The sequence below is a fragment of the Sphingomonas sp. SORGH_AS_0789 genome, assembly GCF_031453055.1.
Classification (GTDB): domain Bacteria; phylum Pseudomonadota; class Alphaproteobacteria; order Sphingomonadales; family Sphingomonadaceae; genus Sphingomonas.
In genome coordinates this window covers 155143-174962 of record NZ_JAVIYV010000001.1, presented here as the reverse complement: position 1 = coordinate 174962, position 19820 = coordinate 155143, and the positions used below count along the sequence as shown (strand labels likewise).

The 19820-nt window shown below is 64.0% G+C and carries 19 protein-coding genes, 2 pseudogenes and 1 other annotated feature; of the genes and pseudogenes, 16 read left to right on the top strand and 5 right to left on the bottom strand.

Annotation, left to right across the window (positions count from 1 at the left end; genetic code table 11):
• Positions 1-17 precede the first annotated feature (17 nt).
• The 8 genes from QE360_RS00775 to QE360_RS00740 all read left to right on the top strand — a co-directional run bounded on the left by QE360_RS00775 (position 18) and on the right by QE360_RS00740 (position 7108).
• Entirely contained in the window at positions 18-1130 is a 1113-nt protein-coding gene (locus QE360_RS00775; protein ID WP_309698530.1) for a DUF475 domain-containing protein, read from the top strand.
• 26 nt (positions 1131-1156) lie between these two features.
• Positions 1157-1735: a TerD family protein gene (locus QE360_RS00770; RefSeq protein WP_309698528.1), complete on the top strand. Its 579-nt coding sequence runs from the start codon at positions 1157-1159 to the stop codon at positions 1733-1735.
• A gap of 27 nt (positions 1736-1762) precedes the next feature.
• Entirely contained in the window at positions 1763-2338 is a 576-nt protein-coding gene (locus QE360_RS00765; protein ID WP_309698526.1) for a TerD family protein, read from the top strand.
• A gap of 71 nt (positions 2339-2409) precedes the next feature.
• Positions 2410-3528 carry a phosphoribosyltransferase domain-containing protein gene (locus tag QE360_RS00760; RefSeq protein WP_309698523.1) on the top strand — a complete coding sequence of 373 codons (1119 nt, stop codon included), beginning with the start codon at positions 2410-2412 and terminating at the stop codon, positions 3526-3528.
• Positions 3525-4277, top strand: a complete 753-nt coding sequence (locus QE360_RS00755) for a hypothetical protein (RefSeq protein WP_309704002.1) — start codon at positions 3525-3527, stop codon at positions 4275-4277. Before QE360_RS00760 ends, QE360_RS00755 begins: the two co-directional genes overlap by 4 nt.
• Positions 4267-5376 carry a cysteine protease StiP domain-containing protein gene (locus QE360_RS00750; protein ID WP_309698521.1) on the top strand — a complete coding sequence of 370 codons (1110 nt, stop codon included), beginning with the start codon at positions 4267-4269 and terminating at the stop codon, positions 5374-5376. The genes QE360_RS00755 and QE360_RS00750 overlap by 11 nt, the downstream gene beginning before the upstream one ends.
• The gene (locus tag QE360_RS00745; protein ID WP_309698519.1) at positions 5373-6299 is read left to right on the top strand and encodes an HpcH/HpaI aldolase/citrate lyase family protein; all 927 of its coding nucleotides are present in this window, start codon (positions 5373-5375) and stop codon (positions 6297-6299) included. The genes QE360_RS00750 and QE360_RS00745 overlap by 4 nt, the downstream gene beginning before the upstream one ends.
• Positions 6300-6316: 17 nt before the next feature.
• A complete protein-coding gene (locus QE360_RS00740) occupies positions 6317-7108 on the top strand; it encodes an AIM24 family protein (RefSeq protein ID WP_309698517.1) in 792 nt (263 codons plus the stop codon).
• A gap of 6 nt (positions 7109-7114) precedes the next feature.
• On the opposite strand, the gene QE360_RS00735 is transcribed toward QE360_RS00740, so the two are convergent.
• Both QE360_RS00735 and QE360_RS00730 read right to left on the bottom strand, forming a co-directional pair.
• A complete protein-coding gene (locus tag QE360_RS00735; protein WP_309698515.1) occupies positions 7115-7588 on the bottom strand; it encodes a hypothetical protein in 474 nt (157 codons plus the stop codon).
• Between the two features lie 50 nt (positions 7589-7638).
• Complete coding sequence (locus tag QE360_RS00730; protein ID WP_309698513.1) at positions 7639-8436, bottom strand: toxic anion resistance protein; 798 nt, start codon at positions 8434-8436, stop codon at positions 7639-7641.
• 342 nt (positions 8437-8778) lie between these two features.
• Between QE360_RS00730 and QE360_RS00725 the strand changes: the two genes are divergently transcribed.
• The 7 genes from QE360_RS00725 to QE360_RS00695 all read left to right on the top strand — a co-directional run bounded on the left by QE360_RS00725 (position 8779) and on the right by QE360_RS00695 (position 15632).
• Positions 8779-11784, top strand: a complete 3006-nt coding sequence (locus QE360_RS00725) for a MobA/MobL family protein (protein WP_309698511.1) — start codon at positions 8779-8781, stop codon at positions 11782-11784.
• A 216-nt stretch (positions 11785-12000) separates the two neighbouring features.
• The gene (locus tag QE360_RS00720; protein ID WP_309698509.1) at positions 12001-12594 is read left to right on the top strand and encodes a hypothetical protein; all 594 of its coding nucleotides are present in this window, start codon (positions 12001-12003) and stop codon (positions 12592-12594) included.
• Complete coding sequence (locus QE360_RS00715; protein WP_309698507.1) at positions 12536-13171, top strand: hypothetical protein; 636 nt, start codon at positions 12536-12538, stop codon at positions 13169-13171. Before QE360_RS00720 ends, QE360_RS00715 begins: the two co-directional genes overlap by 59 nt.
• A 104-nt stretch (positions 13172-13275) precedes the next feature.
• Complete coding sequence (locus tag QE360_RS00710) at positions 13276-13770, top strand: hypothetical protein (RefSeq protein ID WP_309698505.1); 495 nt, start codon at positions 13276-13278, stop codon at positions 13768-13770.
• Between the two features lie 274 nt (positions 13771-14044).
• Positions 14045-14548: a hypothetical protein gene (locus tag QE360_RS00705; RefSeq protein WP_309698502.1), complete on the top strand. Its 504-nt coding sequence runs from the start codon at positions 14045-14047 to the stop codon at positions 14546-14548.
• Positions 14545-14895 (top strand): hypothetical protein, encoded by a 351-nt coding sequence (locus QE360_RS00700; protein WP_309698501.1) that lies wholly within the window; start codon positions 14545-14547, stop codon positions 14893-14895. The genes QE360_RS00705 and QE360_RS00700 overlap by 4 nt, the downstream gene beginning before the upstream one ends.
• On the top strand, positions 14892-15632 hold the full coding sequence (locus QE360_RS00695; RefSeq protein ID WP_309698499.1) for an ImmA/IrrE family metallo-endopeptidase: 741 nt from the start codon (positions 14892-14894) through the stop codon (positions 15630-15632). The genes QE360_RS00700 and QE360_RS00695 overlap by 4 nt, the downstream gene beginning before the upstream one ends.
• Positions 15633-15701: 69 nt before the next feature.
• Here the strand turns inward: QE360_RS00695 and QE360_RS00690 are convergent.
• The 3 genes and pseudogenes from QE360_RS00690 to QE360_RS00680 form a co-directional block, all read right to left on the bottom strand.
• Positions 15702-16004 (bottom strand): annotated as a pseudogene (locus tag QE360_RS00690) (integrase core domain-containing protein); the annotation flags it as partial.
• 4 nt (positions 16005-16008) lie between these two features.
• Positions 16009-17418, bottom strand: coding sequence for an IS30 family transposase (locus QE360_RS00685; protein WP_309698497.1), 1410 nt, complete (start codon positions 17416-17418; stop codon positions 16009-16011).
• A 5-nt stretch (positions 17419-17423) separates the two neighbouring features.
• A pseudogene (locus tag QE360_RS00680) lies at positions 17424-18397 on the bottom strand (IS3 family transposase); the annotation flags it as partial.
• Positions 18000-18116: a sequence feature (AL1L pseudoknot), on the bottom strand. Its footprint overlaps the pseudogene before it by 117 nt.
• Before the next feature lie 118 nt (positions 18398-18515).
• Between QE360_RS00680 and QE360_RS00675 the strand changes: the two are divergent.
• Complete coding sequence (locus QE360_RS00675) at positions 18516-19679, top strand: DUF3644 domain-containing protein (protein ID WP_309698495.1); 1164 nt, start codon at positions 18516-18518, stop codon at positions 19677-19679.
• Positions 19680-19820 lie beyond the last annotated feature (141 nt).

Genomic DNA, 19820 nt, shown 5'->3' with positions numbered 1-19820 from the left:
CGGCATACGGGGGAAGAATGTTTAGATATTTCAAAGGATCGTTCGTGTTCGCGGCGATCTGTCTCGCGATCGGGGCTTGGATCGGCTGGACGCTGACGCACGATCTTGCAGGTACGCTTGGCATCCTGTGGATCGTGTTGGTGCTCGGTGTCCTGGAGGTTTCGCTGTCGTTCGATAATGCGGTGGTCAACGCCACCGTTCTACGCGACATGACGCCGGTCTGGCAGCGTCGCTTCCTGACCTGGGGCATTATCATTGCGGTGTTCGGGATGCGCATCCTGTTCCCGCTGGTCATCGTCGCGATCGCGGCACGCCTGGGGCCGATCGACGCGGTGGTGCTCGCGGCGACCGACCCCGTCGCCTATGAACGGATCATCACCGGCGCGCATGTCGGCATCTCGGGCTTCGGTGGCGCGTTCCTGGCGATGGTCGGGCTGACCTTCTTCCTCGACGAGGAAAAGGATTCGCACTGGATCGGCTTGATCGAGCGGCCTTTTGCGGGTCTCTCGCGGATATCGGGGCTGGCGATCGGCATCGTGCTGCTGGCGCTCTATGGGATCTCGCGCGCCATTCCTGCGGAGGAGGCGATGACCTTCCTGACCGCCGGAATCTTCGGACTGCTCGCCTATATAGCGGTGCAGGCGGTCGGTGCGATCCTGGAAAAAGACGAGGAGGAACCCACCTCGGGCAATGCGGCTGCGACGGTCGCGGTGGCCAAGTCTGGTCTGGCGGCGTTTCTATATCTCGAAGTGCTGGACGCCAGCTTCTCGTTCGACGGGGTGATCGGTGCGTTCGCACTATCGAACAACCTGTTCATCATCGCACTTGGGCTGGGTATCGGTGCCATGTTCGTCCGGTCAATGACGGTGATGCTGGTCGATAAGGGAACGCTGACCGAATATCGCTACCTGGAACACGGCGCATTCTACGCCATCATAGCGCTGGCCGCGATCATGCTGATCTCGGTCCGGGTCGAAGTGCCCGAAACCGTTACCGGCCTGATCGGCGCGGCGTTTATCGGCATGGCGCTGTTCGCATCGGTTCGCGCCAATCGGCGGGAAGGCGATGGCGATGTGGCGCTGGCGGACGCGGTGCCGGTCGCGCCGACCGGCGAGCGCCTGTCCGTCTGAACGATCAAGAGAGAGGAAGCACATCCATGTCAGTCAGTCTGGCCAAGGGCGGCAATGTCAGCCTGTCAAAGGAAGAACCCGGCCTCACCCACATCTTGATCGGTCTGGGCTGGGACACGCGGACCACCGACGGCACCGATTTCGACCTGGACGCCAGCGCCTTCCTGCTGGGTGCAGGCGACAAGGTTCGCGGGGATTCTGATTTCATCTTCTACAACAACCTGCGCTCGTCCGACGGCTCGGTCGAGCATACAGGCGACAACCGCACCGGCGAGGGTGATGGTGATGACGAGGCGCTGAAGGTCGAACTGGGCAAGGTGCCCGCCGATGTCCAGAAGATCGCGGTCAGCGTCACCATCCATGAGGGCGAGGCGCGGCGCCAAAGCTTCGGCATGGTGTCGAACGCGTTCATCCGCGTGGTCAACGATGCCACCGGCCGCGAGATCGCGCGCTACGACCTGTCCGAGGATGCCTCGACCGAGACGGCGATGATCTTCGGGGAAGTCTATCGCCATAATGGCGAGTGGAAATTCCGCGCGGTCGGCCAGGGTTTCAAGGGCGGCCTGGCTCCCATGGCCCGCAATTATGGCGTCAATGTCGGCTGATCGCCGACCTTATCGAGGATAGCAAAGATGGCAGTTTCTCTCTCCAAGGGCGGCAATGTCAACCTGACCAAGGAAGCACCGGGCCTGCGCGGCGTGCGGGTCGGACTGGGCTGGGACACGCGTGTGACGGATGGCAGCGCGTTCGATCTCGATGCCAGCGTCTTCCTGCTGAACGAAGGCGGCCGGGTCCGCTCGGACGCGGATTTCATTTTCTACAACAACAAGAACGGCGCGAACGGCGCGGTCGTCCATCAAGGCGACAATCTGACTGGCGAGGGTAGCGGCGACGACGAGGTCGTGGTCGTCGGCCTAGATCAGCTTCCTGCCGACATCCAGAAGCTCAGCTTCGCGGTGACGATCCACGAAGCCGAGGGGCGCCGCCAGAATTTCGGCATGGTGTCCAACGCCTATATCCGGGTGGTCAACGCGGACGGCGGTACGGAGATCGCACGCTACGATCTGTCGGAAGACGCCTCGACCGAGACGGCGATGATCTTCGGCGACCTGTATCGCCACAATGGCGAGTGGAAGTTCAAGGCGATCGGCCAGGGCTTCGCCGGTGGTCTGGGGCCGCTTGCCCAGTCGCTCGGCGTCAATATCTGATGACGCGATCCCGCCGGGGAAACCGGCGGGATCGGCTAGTTGTGGCCGTTCATTCGGGACATTCTCACCTCATGTCGGCCGTGCCGGACCTCGCGCCTCCACCCTATCGCATCGCTCTGCCGACCGGGCAGCTGACCATCCGCGTCGACCACAGCCGCTGGCCGCTGGAGGCGCTTTGTGACTTTGCCGCGCGGGAGAACCCCAAGCGCGGCTATCTGGTCGTGTCGCGCGTGCTGGGGCGTCATATGGCCGCGCGGCCCAGCGTCATGCGGCGCAGCGTTCGCGACCTGGCTTCCGCCATCCCCGCCGATATGCCCGGTCCGGTGCTGGTCATCGGACTGGCCGAGACGGCGGTTTGCTTGGGACAGACGCTGCACGAGGAATGGCAGCGTCAGACCGGGCGCGAGGATGCCGGCTTCATCCATTCCACGCGACAAACGGTGGACGCACCGCTGCTGTGCCGGTTCGAGGAACCGCACAGCCACGCTTCGGCACATCTGATCTATCGCCCGCAACTTGATACGCTGGCCTGTCCTCGATCGCTTGTGATCGTCGATGACGAGATTTCGACCGGCACCACCGTCCGCAACCTGGCCGCCGCACTGATCGCCGAATGGCCGCAGGTCGAGCGCATCATCGTCGCGACGCTGACCGACTGGACGGCGGGTACGGATCGTTGGAGCGCCATGCCCCGCCCGACCGGAGTGGTGTCGCTGCTTCGCGGGCGGTTGGACTGGACGCCTGCCACCGACCACCAGGCCGATCCGGGCTTCGAGGCGCGGGCGGGGTCGCTCGGCATTATGGCGACGCATGTCAATTACGGACGGTTGGGGCGGTCGGACTCGCCCGACACGCTGCCGGTCGAGCCGCTACCCGAAGGCACCGAGCCGTTGCGGATCATCGGCACTGGCGAGTTCACCTATCTGCCCTTCCGCCTCGCCGAACGGCTGGAGGAAGCGGGACGCGACGTGGTGGTGCAGGCAACCAGCCGCAGCCCGGCGCGGATCGGCGGCGCGATGGCGACCAAGCTGTGCTTCGGCGACAATTACGACACCGGGGTCGCCAACTATCTCTACAATGCCGATCCGGCCGATGGGCGGGCGAATTGGATCTGTCACGAAACGCCGATAGCCAGTGTCGATCCCGCGCTGATTGCGGCGCTGGATGCAAGGGTGCTGCGGTGGCGATGACGATAGGAGCGATCGCGTTCGTCGATCTGGACGATACGCTGTTCCAGACGATCGGAAAATGTCCCGACGATGTGCCGGTGGATCGGTTGACACCGCTAGGCTTCACTAGGGAGGGCGACCCGCTCAGCTATGCGACGCCCCGCCAAATGTCTTTCCTGAACTGGCTGGCTCAGACGACGCGTCTGATCCCGGTCACGGCGCGTAGCCTGGATGCGCTGCGTCGGGTTCATTTCCCCTTCGCTGCCGCGATCTGCGCGCATGGCGGGGTGATCCTCGACGATCATGGGCAGGTGGACGATGAATGGGGCGCTCGCATCGCCGCCAGCGCCGCTGCGCATGTCGCCGAGCTGACCGGCTATGCCGACGCCATTGCAGCCGAGGCCGAGCATAGCGGGCAGGCGATCCGCGTTCGCGTCCTGACCGAAGACGATGTGCCGCTGTACGTGTTGGTCAAACATGCGACGGCGAACAGCGCGGCGCTGAACCAGGTGGTCGACGCCGCCGTACCGGGCCTGCCCGTCGGCTGGACCGATCACCGCAACGGCAACAATATCGCGCTGATGCCGCCCTATCTGGGCAAGCGGCATGCGGTCGAGCGGCTGCTGCCCCGGTTGCGGGCCGCGCATGGCGATCTGCCGGTTCTGGGCATCGGCGACAGCCTGACCGATGCGCCCTTCATGACGGCCTGCGACTTCGCGATGATGCCGGTGGGATCGCAACTGGGCAAGCAGGTGCTGCGTGACGGCTGATCCCGTCACCGTCCCGGTAGGAGTGCCATTCTCGGGCAGTTATGCGCCCGAAGATGTGACGTTCCTGCTCAAGCCGGTCGCGCTCGACGCGACGGACATTGTGGAGAAAGAGGCGCTGATCCAATCGGGTCGCCGCCATTACTCCGAGATGATCGCCCCCGAAGCCGTGCCCGGCGACGCCTATCTCTCGCTGTATAACGCGGCTTTGGCGCGCAATGGCGCGCGGCTAGCGCAGGATATTGCGAGCCTTGCCGCGCATATGGCGGCGCGGCGTCCCGGACGGCCTGTGGTGATCGCCAGCCTCGCCCGTGCGGGCACGCCGATCGGGGTATTGCTGAAGCGGGTGCTGCGTGCCGCCGGGCATGGGGTGGATCACTATGCCGTCAGCATCATTCGCGATCGCGGCATCGACCGGAACGCGCTGCGCCATATCGCTGATCGCCACGATCCGGCCGATATCGTCTTCGTCGACGGCTGGACGGGCAAGGGGGCTATCGCGCAGGAACTGCGTGCCAGCCTCGCCGACCGACCCTTCGGCTTCGCGCCGGTGCTGGCGGTCGTAGCCGATCCCGCCGGACAGGCGGACATCGCTGCTTCCGATGACGATTACCTGATCGCCTCGGGTCTGCTGAACGGGATCGTTTCGGGACTGGTCAGCCGCTCGATCCTGCGCGACGATCTGGTTGGGCCGGACGATTTCCATGCCTGTGTCTGCTATCCGCAGTTCGCCGCCGCTGACCGTTCGCGCGCCTTTGTCGATGCGCTGACGCCATTGGCACTGCGAGCGATGGTGCAGCCGATCGACGGACATGAGGCACGGCGACCGGCGCTGCGTCAGGCATGCGAGGTGATGGTCTCGCGTCTGCTCACATTGGCGCAGACTAATGACCGCAACCGGATCAAGCCCGGCATCGCCGAGGCGACCCGCGCCTTGTTGCGTCGTATGCCCGAGCGGTTGCTGGTCCGCGATCGCGACGATCCCGATGTCGCACATCTACTCCATCTGGCCAAACGCGGCGGCGTTCCCGTTTCCGACCTTGGCGATGACAGCCGCTACCGCGCGGTCGCCATCATCCGCAGCCTGGGGAACGACTCATGATGTCGGCGATGATGCTGGGCGCGACGCTCTACATGCCATGCACCCGGCCCGATCTGTTCGAGCGGTTGTTCGGTCCGGTTGCCGTGCCAGGGCTGCGCTCGGCGGTACTGTGCTTGGAAGATGCGGTCCTCGATTCCGACATCCCGCTGGCGATGGCGCATCTGGCGGCGCTGCTGCGTCGGCTGGCGCAGCGAGACGCCGTACCAGGCGAGCCGATGATCTTCGTCCGGCCGCGCGATGGGGCAATGCTGGATCATATCCTCCGCCTGCCCGGCATTGAGCGGGTCCAGGGCTTCGTCCTGCCCAAGGCCCATGCCGACAACATGCCGGCCTATCTCTCGCTACCCTATGCGCCGGGGCATCGATTGATGCCGACACTGGAGACGCGGGAGGCACTCGACCCCTATGAGCTGCGTCGGCTGCGCGATCAGTTGCTGGCGGTGCAGGATCGCATTCTTGCGCTGCGTATCGGTGGCAATGATCTGCTGCAGACCATGGGGTTGCGCCGCGTGGCGGGGCGAACCGCCTATGACGGGCCGCTGAGCGCGGTGATCGGAATGCTGGTCAGCAGCTTTGCGCCATGGGGCTTTGCCCTCAGCGCGCCGGTGTTCGAGCAGTTCGGCGACACCTCGCTGCTCCGCGACGAAGTGCAGCGCGATGTCGAGCATGGCCTGTTCACCAAATCGGCGATCCATCCCGATCAGGTTCCGGTTATCCAGGCGGCGCTCGCGGTGCCGTCGCACCAATGGAGAGAGGCGCAGGCGATCCTGGCGCCGGATAGTGCAGCGGTGTTTGCCCATCATGGGGTCATGTGCGAACCATCGACCCATCGCGGCTGGGCCAAGCGGACCCTTGCCCGCGCCGATGCCTTCGGCGTGACGGATCCCATGGCACACCCCGCGTCGATACCGCTGCGCGCATGAGCATAGGGGAGAGTAGCATGAGCGATTATCGGACCAAGATCGACGAGCAGGTCGGCAACGGTGTCCGCTTCGAACTGTATCAATTCGTGCGCAAGAGCCACGCGCTCGGCACGCCGGTGCACGTCCCCAATGCCTCGCCCAACGGAACCGCCGCCACCATCCACCTTCACCCGCCGCATCCCGCCACCGCGCGCCAGCTGCGGATCGTGCTCGATGGCGGTGCGGCACTCCTGGAGCCGGGTGCTTTGCAATATGCCAAGGGCCGGTTGCAGATCGACATTCAGAAGAATGCCGGTGCCGGTAGCTTTTTTGCTCGCGCCATCACCTCCGCCGGGACGGGCGAGAGCGCTTTCGCGACCCGCTATGCCGGGCAGGGCGAGGTCTGGACCGAGGCGACGCCCAAGCATTTCATCTTGGCGCAGATGGACGGGCCGCAGGATGCCTTGATCCTCGACGACGGCGCTTTCTACGCCTGCGACGGCAATATTGCGGTGTCGACCCATATCCACCGCTCGGTGCAGGGCGTGTTGTCGGGCAACGGCCTCATGCAGCCGAAGCTGACCGGGGCGGGGGCCTTTGTCGTGGAGTCGCCGGTGCCGGTCGACGAGATCGAGGTGGTCGAGCTGGATGGGCGTGACGAACTGATCGTCGATGGCGACCTGATGCTGATGTATTCAGCCGGGTTGCAGGTTGAATTGCGCCCGTTGGTCCGGGGGTTGCGCAATGCGATGCGTAGCGGTGAGGGGCTGGTCTTTGTATTTTCCGGGCGTGGCACGGTGTGGCTCACGCCGACGATGCGGCTCGGCTAAGGGACGTCAGGCGGGGCCGTTGTCGCCATAGCGCTGCTCGATGAAGCGCAGATTGTCGGCGAAGCTGTCGATATCGTCCTGCGCCATCGATCGGGACAGCGTTTCCGCTCGAGTGACCATGCGATCGAGCGCCTCGTTGAGGTTGTAGCTCGCCGAACGACCCGTCGTGCGGAAAATTTCAGCGCGGTGGGCAGGGGGGATTTCCGCATAGCTGGCGATCAGTCGCGGCAAATGCGTGTCGCGCATCTGGCGAACCTCAGCCAGTGCCGAAACCAGCAGGCCGTTGTCCCGGGCACGTGCTTCGATATCGGCAATGAGCGAGACGAGCCGGGCCACGCGCGGGCGCGACGCATCGGGGAGGCGTTCGTCGTCGGGGCTGATGGCAGGGCTGCTTGGAACGGGCGCAGGGGGCTGGGTGGCCGATACGTCATCGGGGGCCGAGAGCCAGTTGGCGATCCGATCAAGAAACCCCGAAACCATGTCTTTCGCTTGTCGCCTCCGTCTTGACGGGAGCCTAACGCATGCAGCGGCTACAAATCCAGCGGGCTGGTGGAATTGTCACGCGATGCCAATGTCTCCAGCGCCTCGTGCGCCTCGGCCAAGGCAGCACGAAGTTTGTCTCGGGCGCGTTCGGCGGCGAGGCCTGGCTCGATACGCGTCTGATCGCTCATCACCTGCCTGGCCGCCATGGCGACTTGCAGCGCCGACAGCGTTGCAGTGCGCGCCTGGATGATCGCCTTGTCGAGGACGGTATGATTGGCGATTAGCAGATCCAGCGTCATCACGGCCTGCTGGTGAATGGCCTGCTGCGTGAGCAGGGCCTGTTCGCGTTCCAGCAGGATGGCAGATCCGCGATCCTGCATGGCGGCGACGCGTTCCGGCTGTTCGACCCGCAACTCCCGCCCCGCTGACTCGATCATGGGCCTCAATAGCTCGATCGTCGTCAAAGCCTGCTCCAATCCGCCATCGGCCCTGGCCAGGCGATCGCGGGCCGATGTGAGGAGGATCATCTGCCGAGTGGATTCATCCCGTTCGGCATCCAGGCGCATCACCAGCGTGTCGATATCTGTGGGCGACAGGCTGGGGGCAGTCTGCTGACGGCCTCGCAGCCACGGAAAGCGAGGCGGCGGCGGGGGCGCATCCCATGCCGCGATCGACCGCTCGATATCCGCTATGACGGTCTGCGCGGATCGGCCCTCGGCCAACGCAGGCAGGTGAGCCGTCGCATCGGACGATGCTCGCATGGCTTCCTCGCCAATCCGGTCGAGTATAAAGTCACTGGCATCGCGGACCCACCGTCGGACGATTTCTCTCGCAGCTGTCTTCAATTCGGTTCCTGCCACGACCGGGCTTCGAGAATTGCTGGGCTCACCGTCTACCATGTGTGTCTGATCATTCTGCCGCGGTGGAACCGACCACAGAATACGGAATATGCATCGGCGCTGTAAAGCTGGGTGACCTGAGGGGCGGGAAAAGGTCCCATCGTGACTGAGGATGAGGAAATTCAGGCGCAACTACGCAGATTGGCGGGCCAATCTGCCGTGCGCCGCCCGCCGCCGTGACCATCGGCGCCGGGCGATGTCCTCCAGCCTGTCGGCTTCCGGAAGGCGGAGGCGACGTGTTCGTCGAGGGGGTTGCCCTATCCCGACCGGTCCGGGACAATATGACATATGGCGTCACCCGGCACAGATGGCGGCGCGCGCGCGGTCTATGCCCATCACGTGCGGGCATTGCTGCGGCGTCAGCAGCAGGACGATCGCGATGCGATCGGTGCGACGCTGTCCCGTGCCCGCTTCCGCGCGCAGGGGGTATCCGAGCAAACCGCCACGGGGAAGAAACGGCGAGCCAAAGCGCCGACCGATCAGCGCGTCGTCGACTTCTTCACCGCCAGCCCGTTGACCGGTCGCGACCGCCAGTCCGGCGGTTTTCGCATACCGCATTTCGACGTCAAGCCGATCACCCGGACGTTCGCGCCGACCCGCAAGGACGGTTATGTCCGGCAGGGTCACAAGACGGCGGCCATGACGGCAGGCGACCATTTCGACTATGTCACCGGCGGTGCCACGATCGGGATCGCGGCGCATATAGACTATATCCGGCGAGAAACCGGACTGCAGGATCCGATCGGTGCTCTAGCGATCGACGCGATCGAGGAGCAGGAAGTGCGCGCCGAGGCCAACGGGCTGGCCACGTTCACCAATATTCCTGGTGACCGGGGGCGGCAGCGGACCCTTTTCGAGGCGGCGGAACGGTACGAATCCTCGCCGCGCACGCATTATCTGACCGCCTCGACGGCGCAGGTTGACGGCTACACCATGTTCGAGCGGATGGGGATCGCCCCCGACTGGCTGCGCGCGATGAGCCGTCGTCTCCGCGATGGACGCGACGCGTTGAAAAAGAAGGCTGCGGAAGCAGGTACGTCTTTCAGGGATCGTGAAATTCCGGTGGCGGAGGTAACCGAAGAAGAGGCCTTTGACAGGCTTGCTTGGCTCGACGCACATCCGGCGGGCGAGGGCCTGTTCCAATGGAAGCAGGGCCGCACCGGACGGGTGCAGCACCGCTTTGTCGGTGAACTCCCCGACGGGCTGTCGGTCCATGATCGGCACGAGATCCTGTCCCGCTTCTGTGGCGCGCTTGGCGATGACGGGTGGATGGTGATCGGCGCGATCCACCAGCCCGACCGGCATAACGACCGCCGCAATTTCCACATCCATGTCGATGGCTATGACCGGCCCTGCCGATGGCTCGACGACCACGGCTGTTGGGATTTCGAATATGTCGAACGCCGGGACGGCAAGAACGTTCGCCCCTTTGCTCAGTCCAAGGTCCACTATGGTGCCGACATCGGTACGGATGGCAGTGGGCGGCCGAATGTAGCGGGCCTGATGCGGCGGCGCTTCATCCGCATCGTCAATCAGGTGGTTGGCGACCGGCCCGACATCGTTCGGTACCTGCACGGCACCTATGCCGATTACGGCATCGCCATGACCCCGCTCGAGCATATGGGCAACCGCGCGACCGGCCTCGAACACCGGGGTATCGTGACCGAGGTGGGATCGCGCAATGCCCGCAAGATCGTCGCCGACGAGGCCGCTGCCTGCGAGGCGCGAGCAGCAGCCGCCGAAGCAGCGCTGGAGAAGGAAGTCGCGTTTTCCCGTTCGACCTTGGCACATGATCGCGATGCGTTGGCGGCCCTTGATCGCTGCGAGAGGCTTGAACGCCGGCTGATCCGGCGACGTCTGCAGGCGGAACTGGCCGATGTCGTCGTCGCGATGGCACGATCCCGCGCCGATGCGGTGATCCGTACCCTGACGCCCGAACCCGGCCGGCCAGTGAAGAAGAAAGCCGGCGACGACCATCTGCGCGCTGCAGCGCTGGAGCACCTCGCTTGGGTCGAGCGGCACAGCCCTTCTCTGGCGGAGCGTGACGCCGAACGCCGCGCGCTGGCTCAGGCGGAGGCCCGCGTGGCGGCCGAATGGCATGTCGTGCAGGCCGTGACGCAGCAGGCGTCACAGGATCAGACCCGCAGATCCGCCATGACATACCATCCGCGTGTCCGGGTGAAGCAACCTGCCACACCGATGCCGTCGCGCTACGACGACCGCAAACGCGAGCGGCTGCACGCGTGGCTCGTCAAGCACGCGGCGGACCCGGCGCTGTTGGTGATCGAGGGTGGCGCGGTGCGGCTCGGACAACGCGTCCCGGTCGCCATCGACACGCTGATGCGCCTATTTTCGGCGGAACGTCCGATCCAACGCATTCTGCTCGTCGAGCGCGCCCGGCGAAAGACGGCAATGTTGGCTGGCGCGTCGAACGAGGCGTCCGGGATGCGCAAGGATTTGCGCATGACGCTGGCGGAGTTCAGCATCGACCCCATGGTCTTGAAGACTGACGGGGCTGAGAAAACGGGCGATCGGCAAACCATGCGCGGGAGCGAGGTGACTGAACCGTCCTCATCGGCATCTGTGATGCATCGGCGAGATGCAAAGGAGATTGAAGCCGCTGTCGTTCAGCCAACCATTGCAGAAGCGAACCGGGAAGCTCGGCGAAAAGCAGCCCGCCGTCAACAAGCCCTGCTTCGCGAACAGGCATGGGAAATTTTGCGCCGGAAAAACGCGGCCGTCACCGCCGTTGGCGATCGATACCAAGTCGACATGACGGGACTGAGCGCGGAGGATCAAAGGGTGCTGACGCATCCCGATTATCACGCGGAATTGCAAGCGCGCCTGGCCGAAAGGTACGCTGAGCAACAACAGCGGCAATCCGATCTGCCATCCATTACGCCGCCGCGGCATGGAGGCCCGCGCAGGCCTATCCTACCCATACCTCATGTCGTGACGATGCCGCTGGAACCGCCTATTGGGCTGCGGGCCGTACCTGCGTTGCGTGATACCGGACGCCTTGGGAAAGTCGCGGCCTTGGGGGCCAGCGAGCGAGCTGCACCTGCGTCGCCTGTAGGTGTGGTCCGTCGGCGCGACCTGATTGAAGGCGTTGAACGACAGATACCGAACGCATCGCCGCCAAAACAGGAAAAGCCGCAATCCTCCCGTGGCGTATCCGGTCAGCTTGGTCGATTGGCCAGAACGCTTGGGCCACATACTGACGATGCGAAGTCGAAAGGCAAAGCGGAACCAACGGTTCCGCATATCAGGGGCAAGGGATCGCACGAACGCTGATCACGCCGGTCTATCACCTGCTGCGGTGAAGCGGGAACGCTCGGCAATCTGCTACGTCCTCCAGGCGCGTCGCCTTCATCGCGAAGGCGAAGGATAGACCGGCCGGGCCGGCCGGTATGATGGTTTGGAAGGGGCCTGCGGCTGTGCCGTATAGGCGAAATGATGGTGCGGGGCCGGCGAGCAGCCCGCCGTTCCCGCGCAAAATTAAGGTCTTCTATGTACATCGTAAATCGAGAGCGCGAGCTCGCACAGGCGCGCGCACTGTCTGGCGCGCTGGCCATCGCCGAGCGCGCCAGTTGGCGGATCGACCGGTCGGTGCCGATCCTGCCCGCCCCTTTCCGCAATTTTCTCCACATCGCGGCCGCCGAGCTGCTGCTCGTACCGTCGATCGAGCCGTCACGCGGGGATCTCGACACCGTCGAGCGCGGGACCCGCATTGCCCGGTGCGATGCGCTGGTGGTGAAAGCGTCGAGCGCCGGACATCGAACCGTCTACTGTGCGGTCGGCGAGTGGCAGCGCCATGGCACCGTCTGGCATCACGCTCGCCGACTCTGGCTTTCGCGCAGCAACGAGGCGTGGCTGGTGCCCGATCCTGCAGAACCGGACGAGAGCGACGCGATTTTCCGCCTTTCCCCTGGTCGTCTGCGGCCGATGAGGCCGGCCCGGCTGTCCGCCGCTGACGGAGGCTGCGATCTCGCGCGGGGCTGGCGAGGGCCGATGCTTTCCTTGCCGCCGTCTGGGGGGATCGCTGATGAGCAAGCCGCTGCCGTGGATCAGCCCGTCCGACGCCGACGACATGCTCTACGATGACCCGATGGGCTCACTCCCTGATTTCGGTTTTGCGCTGCTGCGTAAGACTGCAAAGGGAAAGGAGAACCGCGTCGCTGATCTGGCCCGCGCCAAGCTGCAACCGAGCAAGCCCGCTGACACGGATTGGCTGGCAGACGGTCTGTGGCCGATCACCTGTGCATCGCACCGCATCGTCACCGCGCCCGGTGTCGCAGTCGAGCCTGGCGCGCTGGAGGAAATTTTCCAGGGGTATGATGCCAAAGTCCAAGCGCACCAGAAACTTCTGGCAGTCGTGCTGACCATGCGATTTCCGCACAGCTGGCAACCTGCCGATATTTTGTCGCTGGTCGGCACGTACACACTGGAAAAGCTCGCGCTGCAGCGCCGACTGACAAGCATGATCGTGGTGCACATGCCTGGTGACGAGTTGTCGGCGCGCCGGCCTCACGCACATGTCCTGTGCCTGTCGCGCGTCCATCGCTCGTCGGGCTGGGGCGAAGTGCACCCTGATCTTGTCGCCAAAACCGCGCAGGCGCGATTCCAGCAGGAATGGGAGGCTTTTTACGACGTCTGGGTGCCGCGCTACCGGGACGGTTGAGCATGACGGGCGGGATCCGCAGCGGTCCCGCCCGCCTGCCGGGGGCAAGATACGAAGGAAGGAGGATGGTCCCCAATCCGGGGATGAAAATGGAGAAGACGATAATGACGACCGACAAGACCGCGATCATCCGCTGCTACACCGAGGCTGTCGCCCAGATGCTGGTCGGCAGCCGCACGATGAAGCCCGGCGCGGCGATCCTCGCCGGCGAAATGGGCGGAGCCGAAGGGCGGCTGCGGATGGGCGCCATCGCGCACAGCAGCGGCAACGATCTGGTGTATCTGGATTTTGCCGATGGCGAAGACGGCTATCACCTGACCGGCATCACGCTGTGCGCGGTACGCGACGGCATCTGCCACCTGCAGACCGACTGCGGCCTGTATCTGAGCCGCAATGGATCGCGGGCGATCATCCTGCCGCAGCCCCGCATCCGCAAGGCGTACCGGCTCGCACCTGGCGAACTGATCCAACTGGCCAACCAGCCGGCTGACCGTGACGAGGGCATTGCCCGCGCCGAGGCGCGGCTCGCCAAGCTGGTCGCTCGCCGCGCAGCTTTCGCCGATCGTGCTGCCGTCCGGACCCGACCGCTGGCGGCCTGATCCGATCCGGCTGACACTGTCGGTCGATCATCGCGTCGACCGATCGTGACGGCTCATCATCCCGGTGACAGAACCTCTCTACCTATAAAGCGGACGACCTCACAAATTCGGACAGCGGCCAATAAATATTTCATGCTTCTGTCCGAGAATGCCGAGCCGTCCGCTTTATAGAGTAAGGGAGGCCGTCATCTCAGCCGTCACGCCGACAGCAACACCGGTTCAGCCGCCCGCCGATGTCTATTCGACTGCCGAGGTTAATGCGATGCTGGAGGCAATGACGACAACCGACCACAGCTACCTGCGGCGGCGGTCTCTCTATCTGGCGCAGGGGCATTACATGCTTGCCAGTGACCTTCGGCAGGAGGCGTTCGTCCGGGCGCTCGATGGTCGTCGCCAATGTCGGCGAGGCTATCAAATCGTCCACTTCCTGATCGGGATCATGCGCAGCCTGACCTCGCAGGATCGCGAAGCCGAACGCGACGGCCTGCACCCGGTCCCGCTCGACCTCGACGACGATACGCTGGCGATGGCCTCGCTGGCGCCCAGTCCGGAGCAGGTCGGGCATGATGCGCTGCATTATCGCCGGACCCTCGCCGCGATCCAGCAGTCGATCGGGAACGACCCGCAGTTGGTCACCTTGCTGGATGCGGTGCTCGACGGCGAGAAGGGTATCGCCTTGCAGAACCGGCTGGGGCTCGATGCCAAGAGCCTCGCATCGTTGCGCAAGCAATTGCAGCGCAAGCTGGCGGCCGCCGCCAAGGACAGGAGCATACCATGACCACTGACGCGGACGAACTGATGCAACTGCGACTGTTGGACGACTTCCTCGACGGTGAGGATGTCGAACCTGAACTGGCCGACCTGCAGGCCGAGATCGCCCAGGCACAGCTGGCAGTGAAGAAGGCGAACCTGCGCGCGATTCGGGCCAAACTCGATGCCGGCACCGATGCCCGGGTCGTACCGATCGATCGAGCGCGTCTGCGGGCGCAGTTGCAGCAAGCCATGTCGGGCGATGCCGACTTGCGCATGACGCTGGCTGCCCGCGGCAACGACGGCCATGATATCGACGACCTGATCGAGGATCTCGCCGAACTCGACCACGAAACAGGCGACCGCCCTGCGTGACGGACGCGGTTGATCCGCCTGCCGAACGCCTCCTGCATGACCTCGGCATCACCGAACCCGGCGAGATCGACGTCGAGGTCATCGCCTGTGCCGTTGGCGCAACGGTGCGCTATCGTCGCCTTGGCGTTGGCGATGCGCGGATCGTTGGTCTGGGCGACCGGGCAATCATCACGGTCGACGACCGGGCCAGCCGCGTCCGGCAGCGTTTCTCCGTCGCGCATGAACTCGGTCATTGGCACCACCATCGCGGCCAACAGCTGATCTGCCATGGCGCCGCCGCCCGACAAGACGGAGCGGCGGGCTGCGAACGCCAGGCGGACGGGTATGCTGCTGACCTGCTCATGCCCCGCTTCATGCTGGAACCATTGGTCGCTGGCGTCTCGATGTCATTCGATCTCGTCTATCAAGTTGCGGCCGCGTTCGGCGTCAGCGCGATGGCTGCCGCCTTGCGGCTTGCCGATGTTCATCCTGCGGCATTCGCGCTTGTCGTCGAAGAAGCGGACGGGCGCCGATGGTTCAGACGGTCAGCAAGCCTAAACCCTCGTTGGTTCGTCCGGTCGACAGTTTCAGACATGAGCGCGATGGCCGATCACCGTAGATTGCCTCATCCGAATTTCGCGTTCGCTGTGCCGGCGCAGCAATGGTTCCTGGGGCAGGGCATTAAAGACGCACAAGCGCTTTACGCCATCGACCAGATGGCATGCGGTACGGCGATCCATCTCATCTTGGTGGCATAGTATGAGGGTAAGCTACCGAAGATATCGATATGAACCGCCCCGGGTTTGCCGGAGGCCGTGGGTTGTGAGTTACGCTGCCATATCCAGGTTCTCCGCGGCAGCATAATATTGCTTTTCGGCTTCGGCAGGCGGGATGTTGCCGATGGGCTCCAGCAGCCGGCGATGGTTGAACCAGTCGACCCATTCGAGCGTGGCGTATTCGACGGCTTCAAAGCTGCGCCACGGCCCACGCCTGTGGATCACCTCGGCTTTGTAGAGGCCATTGATCGTCTCGGCCAAAGCGTTGTCGTAGCTGTCGCCGACGCTGCCAACCGATGGCTCGATCCCGGCTTCGGCGAGGCGCTCGGTGTATTTGATGGAGACGTATTGGGCGGATTCAACCGGTCGTCGCAACGCCGTAATGTTTGATCTTTGCGAGGCATTGGTCAAGCGCCTCGGCCGGTGTTCTCCAGCCAAGCGTCTTGCGTGGTCGATCATTGAGGGTCGCTGCAACCGCCGCGAGCGTATCGGCGCTATGTGCACTGAGGTCGGTGCCCTTGGGGAAGTACTGGCGCAGTAACCCGTTGGTGTTCTCATTGGTGCCGCGTTGCCAGGGGCTTTGGGGGTCACAGAAATAGACCTGCACGCCTGCATCGATCTTGAGACGGGCGTGCTGCGCCATCTCCGCGCCCTGATCCCAGGTGAGCGAGCGGCGCAACTCCCTGGGCAAGGTGGTGATGGTACGGGTAATGGCATCCCGCACGGCCTCGGCGCCATGCCCAGCCAGCGCCGGTCCGTTTTTGATACGCGGCTTGGCGTCGTGACCATCCATACGGGGCAGATGGAGCAGCATCGTGAAACGCGTCGACCGTTCGACCAGCGTCCCGATCGCCGAGCTGCCGACCCCGAGGATGAGGTCGCCTTCCCAATGGCCCGGCACCGCACGGTCATCGGCTTCGGCGGGCCGTTCGCTGATCATGATCTCCGGCGTCACGAAGCCCTTGCCGCGCTGACCAACCCGCGCCCGTGGCACGCGGAGAGCCCGGCCGCTGCGCAGGCATGCGGTGAGGTCACGGCGCAGGGCGCCGCGGGCTTGCACGAACAGCGCCTGGTAGATGGCTTCGTGGCTGATGCGCATGCTGTCGTCGTCCGGAAAGTCGATGGGCAGACGACCGGCAATCTGCTCCGGGCTCCATGCCGTTGACCAGCGCCGGTTCTGGCGCCGTCCATGTCGCCGCCCTTTCCATGATGCCACCGTCGGGCCGATGACAGACGGGCCACCGGGTCTGGCAACGACGCCGCTCAACCGATCTTCCACCCAGCGCCTCAGCCCTTCATTGGCTGCAAGCTTGGCGACCTTGGGACGGCGTGCCGCCCGCTCGGCATGCCACTGGGCCGTCGTCGCACGATAGTCGAAATTGCCGCTGCGCGTCGCGGCATTGCGCCGGATCTCGCGCGAGATGGTCGAGGCAGCACGGCCGAGCCGGCGGGCTATCTCACAGACGCCATGCCCTTGAACCAGCAACAGCGCGATCTCCTCGCGTTCCGCCAGCGACAGGTATCTGCCCGATAAGGGCTTCGCCGATGGCCTGAACGCTGCCGGTGGCATCCCGCCTGCCTCCCGAAACCAGCGGCTGCCAACCGGTTGTGACGCTCCTGCCTTCACCGCTGCCGCCTCGCTGCTCATCCCGGCAGCTACATACCGCCAGAACAGTTCACGCTCTTCCCGATTGGCGACTGGCGGCCGTCCCGGAGACCGCAACTGTGACCGTGTGCACCGGTCCGAACGCCGCTTCTTTATATCCATCGTCCGCCTCCATTTTCGAAGCGTTGCGACGACCGGTTGAATCCGCCTTGCGACCCACGGTCGCTATGATGGACGAGACCGCTTCGATGGGCCGGCCGGCGGTCATGAAGCGCTTGTTCCAAAGCATCGAGGACGAAGCTGGCATGCGCTGTCCTGCTCGCCCGCCAGCCGACGATGCGTCTCGCGTAAGTGTCGATGACGAAGGCGACATAGACGAACCCCGCCCAGGTAGCGACGTAGGTGAAATCCGACACCCACAGCATGTTCGGCGCTGGCGCGTAGAACCTGCGGTTGACGTGATCCAGCGGGCACGGCGCTGCTTTGTCGCTCATCGTCGTGCGAACCGGCTTGCCCCGGATCACGCCCTGTAGACCCATATCGCGCATCAGCCGCTCGATAGTGCAGCGGGCGACCGGGAAGCCCTCGCGCATCATCTGCCGCCAGACCTTGCGGACGCCGTAGACCGCGAAGTTCTCGGCGAACACACGCGCCACCTCGGGCTTGAGAACCTGATCCCGCTGTGCCCGCGCCGACAGGCGCATTGGATCCTGCCGCTGCGCGACACGCTCGAAATACGTCGATGGGGCGATCGGCAAGACGCGGCAGATCGGCTCGACCCCATAGGATTTACGGTGATCGTCGATGAAGGCGATCATCGCCGGAATGGGCGGTCGAGCTCCGCCTGGGCAAAATATGCGGATGCCTTGCGCAGGATCTCGTTGGCCTGTCGAAGCTCGCGGACTTCGCGTTCTAGCGCCTTCATCTTGTCAGCGACCTCGGTCGGAACGCCAGCGCGCTTGCCGCTGTTCACCTCCGCCTTCTTTACCCACTCATGCAGCGTCTGCGGAACGCAGCCAATCTTCTCGGCAATGGAAACTACCGCTGCCCATCGCGATGGGTGATCGCGCTCGTGATCCAGCACCATCCTTACCGCTCGCTCGCGGACTTCAGGCGCAAACTTGTTCGTCGTCTTACTCATACAGGCTCCACCTTCTCAGGAGTTGGAGCCTCCGACAAACCCGGGGCGGTTCAGTACGCCGTATCGACTCCATTGCTAATCATGATCTAGCTTGGAGGACAAGGGGGCTGCGCGACGTATGGCTAAGGTCGTTCTGTCAGATCGAGAGGTTGGCCTCATCAAGGGCCTGATCCAGCATAAGGCTTTGAACGACCAGCAGGTGTTGGCGATCTTCAGCTTCCTCGACCGAAACTTCAACCACCGCGAGATCGGAGCAATTCGGAAAGGTACGAAGCCCCGCTACGCCGCGATAGCAGCCGCAACCGTTGGGGAGGTGGATGCGCTTCTTTACCAGTATGCCAAGCTGGCCGCGCTGGCCGAGCAGCTCGGGTTCTATGCAACCACCTATGCGGGCGCGCAGGTCCGCAAGGCCGTCGAGATATTTAAGACCGCCGTCCTCGTCTACAACAATAACACGCTGTCCACCCGATCCGAGACATTCATTGTCCTGTCCATCATTGCCTGGACATATCTCCTACACGCGCGACTGACCCAACAGGGCGTGACGCCGGCGTTCAAGAACGCCGATGGCTCACCGGTCATGATCGACGGTCAGGAGAAGCTCTGGGAGTTGGGCTATTGCATCGAGCGGCCGCAGTCAGGGCTGTCAGCGGGCGAGAAGGCCAACCTCAAATACCTGATCGCGATCAGAAACGCGATCGAGCACCGGTCGGCTGAGGACGTTAACGATGCGCTGCAAGCGAAGATACAGGCGAACGCATTAAACTTCCTGCGGTTCGCTAAGGACAACTTCGGCAGCAAGTACGACTTCTCCCACGACCTCGCGTTCGCAATCCAGCTCCAAGCGCTGACCCTGCAGTCCGCGAACGCGCTTAAGGGCGCGGTGCCGGTCGCCAAGGCGGTCGCTGTCGTCAATGCGCTCATCGAGGGGCCGATGTCGCAGGCCCAGTTCGACGATCCCGCCTACTCCTTCCGGGTCTACGTGGTGCCGAAGGTGACGAACAACGCCAAGAAGGCGGATCAGGCTGTGATCTATAGTCCGGTCGGCTCCAACGTGGAGGTAGCAATCAAGCACGTCGAGCGTCCAAAGTATCGGATGACAGAGGCCATCAAAAGGCTGCTCGACGACGACGGCTTGGCCATTACCGCCTATCAATTTACACAGGCTTGGAAGCTCAACGACCTGAAGGATCCGGCGAAGGGATTTGCAGTGCTGCTGGGCGGCCAGTGGTTCTGGTATCAGGAGGGGATCGACCGGATCAAGGGCATCGTAACGACCTAAAATCGTTACTGCAGGGGCGACAATGTCACGGAGCTAACGGCAGCTGCGCGCGTCAGCGTGTCAAAGGCTGCCAGTTAACGTTGTCCCCAATCCAAGCCGTTCCAAGCGCCTCCTTGAGCTCGTTTGAACCGTCCAATTATT

Coding starts and splice junctions, on each gene's coding strand:
- QE360_RS00770 (WP_309698528.1), top strand. CDS start 1,157: ATGTCAGTCAGTCTGGCCAAGGGCGGCAATGTCAGCCTGTCAAAGGAA.
- QE360_RS00675 (WP_309698495.1), top strand. CDS start 18,516: ATGGCTAAGGTCGTTCTGTCAGATCGAGAGGTTGGCCTCATCAAGGGC.
- QE360_RS00735 (WP_309698515.1), bottom strand. CDS start 7,588: ATGGTTTCGGGGTTTCTTGATCGGATCGCCAACTGGCTCTCGGCCCCC.
- QE360_RS00715 (WP_309698507.1), top strand. CDS start 12,536: ATGAGCAAGCCGCTGCCGTGGATCAGCCCGTCCGACGCCGACGACATG.
- QE360_RS00710 (WP_309698505.1), top strand. CDS start 13,276: ATGACGACCGACAAGACCGCGATCATCCGCTGCTACACCGAGGCTGTC.
- QE360_RS00755 (WP_309704002.1), top strand. CDS start 3,525: ATGACGATAGGAGCGATCGCGTTCGTCGATCTGGACGATACGCTGTTC.
- QE360_RS00760 (WP_309698523.1), top strand. CDS start 2,410: ATGTCGGCCGTGCCGGACCTCGCGCCTCCACCCTATCGCATCGCTCTG.
- QE360_RS00720 (WP_309698509.1), top strand. CDS start 12,001: ATGTACATCGTAAATCGAGAGCGCGAGCTCGCACAGGCGCGCGCACTG.
- QE360_RS00685 (WP_309698497.1), bottom strand. CDS start 17,418: ATGGATATAAAGAAGCGGCGTTCGGACCGGTGCACACGGTCACAGTTG.
- QE360_RS00700 (WP_309698501.1), top strand. CDS start 14,545: ATGACCACTGACGCGGACGAACTGATGCAACTGCGACTGTTGGACGAC.
- QE360_RS00725 (WP_309698511.1), top strand. CDS start 8,779: ATGGCGTCACCCGGCACAGATGGCGGCGCGCGCGCGGTCTATGCCCAT.
- QE360_RS00745 (WP_309698519.1), top strand. CDS start 5,373: ATGATGTCGGCGATGATGCTGGGCGCGACGCTCTACATGCCATGCACC.
- QE360_RS00705 (WP_309698502.1), top strand. CDS start 14,045: ATGACGACAACCGACCACAGCTACCTGCGGCGGCGGTCTCTCTATCTG.
- QE360_RS00775 (WP_309698530.1), top strand. CDS start 18: ATGTTTAGATATTTCAAAGGATCGTTCGTGTTCGCGGCGATCTGTCTC.
- QE360_RS00765 (WP_309698526.1), top strand. CDS start 1,763: ATGGCAGTTTCTCTCTCCAAGGGCGGCAATGTCAACCTGACCAAGGAA.
- QE360_RS00740 (WP_309698517.1), top strand. CDS start 6,317: ATGAGCGATTATCGGACCAAGATCGACGAGCAGGTCGGCAACGGTGTC.